The sequence below is a fragment of the Aeromicrobium sp. genome, from assembly GCF_014378035.1.
In the GTDB taxonomy this organism is placed as follows: domain Bacteria; phylum Actinomycetota; class Actinomycetes; order Propionibacteriales; family Nocardioidaceae; genus Aeromicrobium.
Genome location: NZ_JACMOM010000062.1, coordinates 1 through 8457, shown reverse-complemented (window position 1 = coordinate 8457; position 8457 = coordinate 1). Strand labels below are relative to the sequence as shown.

Below are 8457 nucleotides of genomic sequence, written 5' to 3'. Positions count from 1 at the left end.
GGCTGACGGGCCGACGGCCTCGGCGATAGCGGCCGTCGCCATGCCGATCGCCTCCAGGGTGCCGCCGGGATGCGCGTGGGCGCCTGCGAAGTACACGCCACCTCTCGGCGCGACGCCGGGCAGCTCGAGCGCCGTCGTCCACCCCGTCCACGCCCAGCCCCAGTGCCCGAGGCCGACCAGGTCGCTCGGGGTGAGAGTGGCTTGCTGGACCACGAAGGGCCGCAGGTCGATGCCGAACCGCACGAGAGCCCTCAGCGGGTCCTCGCCGCTGCGGTGCTCGATGGTCCACCGACCTCCACCACCGGACCACAGCCTGATCGGGGGGTTGGCATGCACCAGGATCTCGTCGGGCATCGTCGGAGCCTCGGCACCGAGGGTCATCAGCGTGCGAGACGCGGGAATCACGGGCATGCCCCGCGGCCGGGGGAGCGGTGCGGGCCAGGTCGGCGCGCACCACACCACGATGTCGGCCGGCACGGTGCGTCGATCGGTCACGACGCCGCAAACAGAACCATTCTCGAGCACGAGCTCGTGGGCCGACTCGCCAAGCTCGACGGTGACCCCGCGCTCGCTCAGCCGCGACTCGAGGGCGACGGCCAGTGCCGGCAGGCCACCGGCGAAGGCCCAGCGTCCAAAGCTGCGCTCGACGTGGTGGCTGACGGCGACGAAACCGGGAGTCACCTGCCGTTCATGACCGGCGAGCCGGACGGGGTCGAGCACCAGCTTGCGGAGGCGCTCGTCATCGATGTCCTTGTCGGCAAGGGTCGCGAGGCTGCGGCGGGGCCGGAGCGCCTTGCGTGTGCTGCGATCGACCGCCGGTCGGCCAGCGAACACCTGGTCGAGGGCGAGCCGTCTGACGACCTCCCAGGTGTCGGCGAACGTGTCGACCCAGGGTGACCACTCATCGGTACCGAAGGCAGCCGTCACGGCCTCGTGCTGGTCGCCCCGGTTGCCGAGCGGAAGGTCGAGCACCGACTTGTCCTTGAAGACGTGCCGTCGACCCTCCGTCTTGGTGAGCTCGAGAACGCGCTCCAACGGTCGTCCGGACTTGCGGAAGAGGTCACGGAAGACGCCGGGGAGTGTCACCGTGTCGAGGTCGGTCTGCCACGTCGCCCCGTCGATGGTCGTCCCGTTGAGGCGTCCGCCGAGTCGGTCGGTCGACTCCAGCAGCGTGACGTCGTGGCGCAGCTTCGCGAGCCTGGCCGCTGCCGAGAGGCCGGCAAATCCGCCGCCCACGACCACCACTCTCGCCATGCGCGCAGACTACGGGGTGATGACACGTCCTCGACGCCACGCGCGCTGGATGACACGCCACAGCACGGCGACGCGAGGAACCAGCCCCAGCACCGTGATCGTGGCTAGGCATTGATGCCGTTGGCCCAGCCGCTCGAGAAGACCAGCGCGGCAGGATCCATGGCCAGACGCTGTCGGGGATCGGGTGCGACCCCTGTGGCACGATGTCTGACATGGGTCCGGTCCGCACCGAGTTGATGTGGCAGGCCGTGGTCGATGCTGTTGAGGTCGCCAGCGACGCTGTCCCGGGCGAAGGGCTCAACGTCCTTGATCTGGGCGGAGGCACCGGCAGCGACGCCGTGCGACTCGCGCACCTCGGCCACCGCGTCACTGTCGTCGACCCGAGTCCTGATGCCCTCGCGTCGCTGCACCGTCGAGGTGTCGAAGCCGGGCTCGAGCACACGGTGCGCGGCATTCAGGGTGACGCGGCCGATCTCCTCGACCACGTCGAGCAGTCTTCGATCGATCTGGTGATCTGTCACGGTGTGCTGGAGCACGTCGACGATCCCGGTCAGGCGCTCGCCACGGTCGCGACTGTCCTGCGACCCGGTGGCCACGCCAGTGTCGTCGTCTCCGGCCGCAACGCTGCAGTCACTGCACGGGCGCTGGCCGGTGACTTCATCGCCGCGCAGACGCTGCTCGGGACAACCTCGACGACGTGGGACACCCAGACGATGGGGCCTCGGCGATTCGTCCTGGAGGAGGTGCAGGAGCTCCTGGGAGCCCACGGATTCGTCACTGTGGCCACCAACGGATTGCGTGTCTTCGCCGATCTGGTGCCCAGTGCCATCGTCGACACAGAGCCTGGCGCACGTGATGCCCTGTACGCCCTGGAGCGTCTTGTTCGCACGTCATCGGACTTCACTTCGCTTTCCGCTGGTCTGCAATCAATAGCGCGTTTAGACTTGAATTCAGCACCATCCGATACAGGAGGCAAACATGCCGCTCTCTGACGAAGAGGCCAGGCTGCTGCACCAGCTCGAGCAGTCGCTGGCCGCAGAAGACCCGGACTTCGCCTCGACTCTGCGCGGGTCGAAGTTCCTGGCCCGCAACCGTAGGGTCGCCATTCTTGCGGTCCTTGGCTTCCTCGGCGGCATCGTGCTGCTGTTCGCCGGCGCAGTGTCCGCCATGACCTGGCTCGGCGTGTTCGGCTTCGTCACCATGCTGGCGAGCGCGTACCTGTTCATGAATGCCTGGAAGCGTGGCATCGGCGGCCGGGACGAGCCGCAGTCCGCATCACCGCCCCGGCCCAGCGGCAACTTCGTCGATCGTATGGAGGAGCGCTGGCAGCGTCGCCGCGACAGCGACGAGCGCTAAAACGCCCCACTTCACTCCACTTCTTGGACAGCCGCCCCCTCGGGGGCGGTTTTTCTTTGCCCTGACGGCCTTTTCCATTGAGCCCAGCACGTGGGGCAAAACCCCGGAAACATTCTTTTCATCCTGAAAACGCCCCACGATGTGGGGAGTGGTGGGGTATGGTGGGGGGAAATGGAGCAGTTGTTCGGCGGCGAGGAGGAGAGAGGTGAACCCGGATGCGTCAAATTTTTTCGGCACGTACAACCCTCGACTCGACGACAAGAGCAGGCTCTTTCTTCCGGCGAAGTTTCGTCCTCGGCTCGAGCACGGCATCGTCCTCACCCGCGGTCAGGAGAACTGCATCTACGGGTGGACGACCGAGAGCTTCAACGCCTTCACCGACCGTGTCAGGGACACGCCGTTCACCAACCAGGCGGCGCGCAACTTCACCCGGATGTTCTTCTCTGGGGCCTCATCGGAGGTTCCGGACAAGCAGGGCCGCATCTCAGTCCCTCCCGTGCTCCGCGAATGGGCTCATCTCGATCGCGACTGCACGGTCGTCGGAGCGATGGACCGCATCGAGATCTGGGACGCCGGCCGCTGGACGGACTTCTCGAACGCCCAGGAAGGTCCCTTCGCGGACATGTCCGAGGAAGTGATGCCCGGCATCTTCTGACCATCGCCGCGCGGCGAGATCTGTGCCCGCGTGGTTCTGACATCACTTCCCCGGTGTCAGACCCGCACGGACGCAGATCTGGCCACACGACGACAGCAACGTCAAAACACACGATCGAACAGCATCCGGATGAACACAACACCTCGATGGACGGAATGGGATGAGGATGAACATGGGCAAGAGGCGCGTACGGCACGACGTCGCCGATGGCATCGTGCTCATGGGCTTCTCCCTCGGGGCGTCCGTCACGATCGCCGCCGTCATCGCCCTCGTGCTGGGGTTGCTGTGAGCGAGGCGCGTCACGTCCCCGTCCTGCTTGAGCGCGTCCTCGACCTGCTTGCCCCGGCCATCGCCGTCGATCACCCGGTCGTCGTCGACGCCACCCTTGGACTCGGTGGCCACACCGAGGCCATGCTCGAGCGTTTCGCCGACCTGCACGTCATCGGTGTCGACCGCGATCCCGAGGCCCTGACCCGGGCCGAGGCGCGGCTCGAGCGATTCGGCGATCGGGTGACCTACGCGCACGCGGTGTACGACGAGATTGCCGACGTGATCCGTGAGGCAGGCCTCTCCACCGTCTCGGGAGTCCTCTTCGATCTCGGCGTCTCCTCGATGCAGCTGGATCTCGCCGATCGGGGCTTCGCCTATTCGCAGGACGCGCCGCTCGACATGCGCATGAACCCGGAGGACCCGATGACAGCGGCGGATGTTCTGAATACCTACACGTCGCGCGAGCTGTCGAAGGTCCTGCGGGAGTACGGCGAGGAGAAGTTCGCCAAGCGCATCGCCGATGCCGTCGTGGCCGACCGCGACCGGGAGCCTTTCACGACCAGCGCCCGTCTCGTCGACCTCATCCGCACCTCCATCCCTGCGGCAGCGCGTCGTACGGGCGGGAATCCGGCCAAGAGGACCTTCCAGGCGTTGCGCATCGAGGTCAACGACGAGCTGGGCGTCTACCGCCGAGCCCTTCCTGACGCACTCGAGATGTTGGCTCCGGGCGGTCGGGCCGTCGTGCTGGCCTTCCATTCGCTCGAGGACCGCATCACGAAGCGGGCCTTCACGGCAGTCACCACGACCGATGTGCCGCGTGACCTGCCCTTCGTGCCCGAGGGGCACGAGGCCAGGTTCCGCCTCGTCACCCGCGGGGCCGAGATGGCGACGGACGCCGAGATCGTCGAAAACCCCCGGGCGAGATCTGTTCGTTTGAGGGTCGCCGAGCGGATTGCCGCATGAGCCCGCAGGTCGCGCGGGCCGCCGTCCCCAACCGCACACCCGCCTCCCGTCAGCTGCCCGATGTCAAGGCCGCCGGACTGCGACTGGTCCGCCCGGTCCGCAGTCGCGCGCGCAAAGCGCCTTTTGTGGTCGTCGTCCTCACGCTGCTGTCCGCGGGCCTGGTCGGTCTGATCATCATGAGCACCGTGTTGCAGGGTCAGTCCTTCGAGGTCGAGAGACTCAACCGTCAGGCGGCGGAGCTCCAGACACAGCAGCAGGCGCTCGCTCGCGACGTCGGCCGGCTGCAGAGCCCTGCCCATGTCGCACGGGAGGCCATCGCGATCGGCATGGTCCCGAACGTCAACCCGGCCTTCCTCCGGCTCTCCGATGGCAAGGTGCTCGGCAAGCCAGAACCCGCCCTGCCGGGCAGCAACATCAGGAGAGTGACGCGATGACCGCCGACAAGCCCGCACACCATCGGCGACTTCGGGTGTGCCTGGCGATGGTCATCGGCATCTTCGCCGTCTTCGGCGTACGGCTGTTCCAGATCCAGGGCCTCGACGCCAGCGCCTACGCCGCGATGGCGGTCGAGGCCGGCACCGCGAAGAGCACCCTTCCAGCGCCGCGGGGGTCGATACTGGACCGCAACGGCGTAGAGCTCGCGACCAACGTCGACGGACTGACCCTCACCGCCGACCCCAGCATGACGTCGGCCAACGCCCCACAGATCGCCCGCATCCTGCGTCAGAAGCTCGGTGGCCGGGTCAACTACTTCGACATGATCGACAAGCTGCGGACCTCTGACTCCAAGTTCGTCTACCTCGTCCGCGACGTGCCTTCCTGGACCGCCCGCAAGGCCCTCAAGGCGATCACCGCGGCCGAGCTGCCAGGCGTGTTCAGCGAGAAGGAGACGCTACGGACCTATCCGGGCGGCAGCCTCGCAGCCAATCTCCTGGGCTTCGTCAACCGTGCCGGCAAGGGTGCTGCCGGGCTCGAGGAGGCGTACAACAAGACCCTCACCGGAGTTGACGGCTCCAGCACGTATGAGATCGCACCCTCGTCAGGTGCGCGCATCCCGATGGCCGACAGCACCGTGAAGAAGATGGTGCCCGGGGACAACGTCAGGACGACGATCGACCGCGACCTGCAGTGGTACGGCGACCAGCGTCACGCCGATGCGGTACGGGAGTCGACCTCCGACTGGGGCGTCGCCATCACGATGGATGTCAAGACCTGTCAGATCGTGCAGATGTCCCAGGCGCCGACGTTCAACGCCGACGAGGAGAGCGGCATGACGCTCACCAACACCACGTCTCGCGGTGTGCAGAACGTCTACGAGCCGGGCAGCGTCATGAAACCCGTCACGATGGCCGCGCTCGCCGACCAGGGCAAGATCGCTGTCGACACCCCGATCGTGGTGCCGGCTGGCATGACGATCGACCAGTTCAAGATCGGCGACTACTGGAAGCACGGCACACTGCACCTGACGGCAGCCGGCGTCATCGCGAAGTCGTCCAACCTCGGCACGATCGTGGCGTCGCAGCAGATGAGCGACGACACGATGTACCGCTACTTCCACAAGTTCGGTTTCGGCCAGAAGTCGGGGGCCAACCTCCCGGGCGAGTCCGCCGGCCTCCTGAAGAACGGCTCCGAATGGACCAAGGCCAATCACGCGACCATCGCCTTCGGTCAGGGCATCTCCGTGACGGCGCTGCAGATGGTGCGAGCCATCGGCGCCATCGCGAATGCCGGCACGATGTGCAGTCCGTCCGTCGTCAGCGGAACGGAAGACGCGGACGGCACGAAGAAGGCCGTCCCCACTGATCCCGGCCGACGAGTCGTCTCCAAGGACGCCGCGTCAACCGTGACCAGGATGATGGAAGCGGTCACTGCGCCCGACGGCACTGCCCCGGCGGCAGCCATCAAGGGCTATCGGGTCGCGGGCAAGACTGGCACCGCGTGGCGCGTCAACCCCGTCACGGGCCGCTACATCCGCGGTCAGAACACGGTGTCGTTCATCGGCTTCGCGCCCGCCGACAAGCCGCGGTTCCTGACCTACGTCGTGCTGGACAAGCCCTATGCCAGCGCGGGCGGCGGCTCGACTGCCGGGCCGGTCTTCCACGACATCATGTCGATGGCGCTCGAGCGGTTCGGCGTCGCGCCCACCGGCTCCAAGCCCCCCAAGGTCGCCCAGACCTGGTGATCGACGACGGCACGACGGCGTACGGATAGGGTCTAGCTGTGGCTGAGGAGATGCGCTTACGACCGCTGGAGACGCCTCGGTGGACCCTTGACGAGCTGGCTGCAGAGCTCGGCTCGACAGCGTCCGCCGAGGCCGTCGTGACGGGCATCGCCCTGCACACGTCGCACGTTCGTCCCGGCGACCTCTACGCGGCACTGCCCGGCGCCAGCGCACACGGTGCCGCCTTCGTCAGCGTCGCCCAGGAGCACGGAGCCGTCGCGGTGCTGACCGACGTCGAGGGTGCTGCGTTGGTCACGGAGCTGCCCGTGGTTGTCGTCGACGACCCGCGCGCCGAGCTCGCCTCGTTGAGCAGCACCTTCTACGGCCACCCGACCGAAGCTTTCACGACCGTCGGCATCACCGGGACGCAGGGCAAGACCACTGCGACGTACCTTGCCGAGGCTGCGCTCGGCGATCGGGTGTCGGCGGTCGTCGGCACGATCGGCACCCGCATCGGCGGCGTCCCCGCTGCCTCCACGCTGACGACTCCCGAGGCGCCACAGCTGCAGGCACTCTTCGCCGTGATGCGCGAGGAGTCCGTCGAGCTCTGTGCCATGGAGGTCTCGAGCCACTCGCTCGTGCAGGGGCGCGTCGACGGCTTCCTCTTCGACGTCGCGGTCTTCCTGAACCTCGGGCGGGACCACCTCGACTTCCACAAGGACCTGGAGGACTACTTCCTGGCCAAGGCATCGCTGTTCACCCCCGCGCACTCGCGCCACGCCGTCATCAACGTCGACGACGCCCACGGAAGGCGACTTCGTGAGCTCACCCCGCTGCCGGTCACGACCTTCTCGACAGCGGGCAGCCCGGCCGACTGGCGTGCTGTCAACATCCGACCCCACAGGCTCGGTACCGACCTCGACCTGCTCGGGCCCGACGGGTTCGTTGGCGAGCTGGCAGTCCCGCTGGCGGGCGTCTTCAACGTCTCCAACGCCCTGGCCGTCATGGCGGCCCTCACCTCCGCCGGGTACGACCCCACCGAGCTGGCCAGTGGCATCGCCGCGAGCACGGGCGTCCCAGGGCGCATGGAGCGGGTCGAGGTGGGGCAGTCCTTCACCGCGATCGTGGACTACGCGCACAAGCCCGACGCCGTGACGGCTGTCCTGTCGGCACTGCGGCCGGTCACCGCAGGCCGTCTCATCATGGTGCTCGGCGCAGGGGGCGACCGCGACCACGGCAAGCGTCCGTTGATGGGAGCGGCGGCGGCCCGTCACGCCGACGTGCTCATCGTCACCGACGACAACCCCCGCACCGAGCGCGCAGGCTCCATCCGGGCTGCCGTGCTCGAGGGAGCAGGGGTGGGGCCGGGGCTGGCCGTCGAGGTGCCGGGCCGTCGTGAAGCCATCGCCCACGCCGTCGCGATGGCTCATCTCGGCGACACCGTCGTCATCGCCGGCAAGGGACACGAGCGGGGCCAGGAGGTCGACGGCGTGGTTCATCCGTTCGACGACCGGGAGGTCCTCATCGAGCTCATCGGCGAGCACACATGATCGCGTTGTCGCTGCGTGACGTGGCGGACGTCGTCGGTGGCGAGCTGCACGGTGACGGCTCGGCACTGGTCGATGCCGTGACGATCGACTCACGCGGAGCAGTAGCAGGGGCAGGAATTGGGACGCTGTTCGCAGCCCTGGCGGGGGAGCACGTCGACGGACACGACTATGCCGGTGCGGCAGTGGCCGGCGGAGCCGTCGGCGTGCTCGGCAGCCGCGCTGTCGAGGCTGACTGCGTCGTCGTCCCG

9 protein-coding genes are annotated in these 8457 nt (G+C 67.6%); 8 read left to right on the top strand and 1 reads right to left on the bottom strand.

Annotated elements, in window-relative coordinates:
- On the bottom strand, positions 1 to 1254 hold a 1254-nt coding region (locus tag H7290_RS03400; RefSeq protein WP_290512609.1), incomplete at its 3' end, for an FAD-dependent oxidoreductase.
- Positions 1255 to 1457: 203 nt separating this feature from the next.
- Between H7290_RS03400 and H7290_RS03395 the strand changes: the two genes are divergently transcribed.
- The 8 genes from H7290_RS03395 to H7290_RS03360 form a co-directional block, all read left to right on the top strand.
- Positions 1458 to 2246: a methyltransferase domain-containing protein gene (locus H7290_RS03395; protein ID WP_290512608.1), complete on the top strand. Its 789-nt coding sequence runs from the start codon at positions 1458 to 1460 to the stop codon at positions 2244 to 2246.
- Positions 2233 to 2610: a DUF3040 domain-containing protein gene (locus H7290_RS03390; protein WP_290512607.1), complete on the top strand. Its 378-nt coding sequence runs from the start codon at positions 2233 to 2235 to the stop codon at positions 2608 to 2610. Before H7290_RS03395 ends, H7290_RS03390 begins: the two co-directional genes overlap by 14 nt.
- Before the next feature lie 205 nt (positions 2611 to 2815).
- Positions 2816 to 3265, top strand: coding sequence for a division/cell wall cluster transcriptional repressor MraZ (gene mraZ, locus H7290_RS03385; protein WP_290512606.1), 450 nt, complete (start codon positions 2816 to 2818; stop codon positions 3263 to 3265).
- 285 nt (positions 3266 to 3550) lie between these two features.
- Positions 3551 to 4498, top strand: a complete 948-nt coding sequence (gene rsmH / locus H7290_RS03380) for a 16S rRNA (cytosine(1402)-N(4))-methyltransferase RsmH (protein WP_290512605.1) — start codon at positions 3551 to 3553, stop codon at positions 4496 to 4498.
- Positions 4495 to 4932: a hypothetical protein gene (locus H7290_RS03375; protein ID WP_290512604.1), complete on the top strand. Its 438-nt coding sequence runs from the start codon at positions 4495 to 4497 to the stop codon at positions 4930 to 4932. The genes rsmH and H7290_RS03375 overlap by 4 nt, the downstream gene beginning before the upstream one ends.
- Positions 4929 to 6680, top strand: coding sequence for a penicillin-binding protein 2 (locus H7290_RS03370; RefSeq protein ID WP_290512603.1), 1752 nt, complete (start codon positions 4929 to 4931; stop codon positions 6678 to 6680). Before H7290_RS03375 ends, H7290_RS03370 begins: the two co-directional genes overlap by 4 nt.
- Positions 6681 to 6718: 38 nt before the next feature.
- Positions 6719 to 8209, top strand: coding sequence for a UDP-N-acetylmuramoyl-L-alanyl-D-glutamate--2,6-diaminopimelate ligase (locus H7290_RS03365; protein ID WP_290512602.1), 1491 nt, complete (start codon positions 6719 to 6721; stop codon positions 8207 to 8209).
- A partial coding sequence (locus H7290_RS03360; RefSeq protein WP_290512601.1) for a Mur ligase domain-containing protein occupies positions 8206 to 8457 on the top strand: 252 nt, incomplete at its 3' end. The genes H7290_RS03365 and H7290_RS03360, both read left to right, overlap by 4 nt.

Coding starts and splice junctions, on each gene's coding strand:
- H7290_RS03395 (WP_290512608.1), top strand. CDS start 1,458: ATGTCTGACATGGGTCCGGTCCGCACCGAGTTGATGTGGCAGGCCGTG.
- H7290_RS03390 (WP_290512607.1), top strand. CDS start 2,233: ATGCCGCTCTCTGACGAAGAGGCCAGGCTGCTGCACCAGCTCGAGCAG.
- H7290_RS03375 (WP_290512604.1), top strand. CDS start 4,495: ATGAGCCCGCAGGTCGCGCGGGCCGCCGTCCCCAACCGCACACCCGCC.
- H7290_RS03370 (WP_290512603.1), top strand. CDS start 4,929: ATGACCGCCGACAAGCCCGCACACCATCGGCGACTTCGGGTGTGCCTG.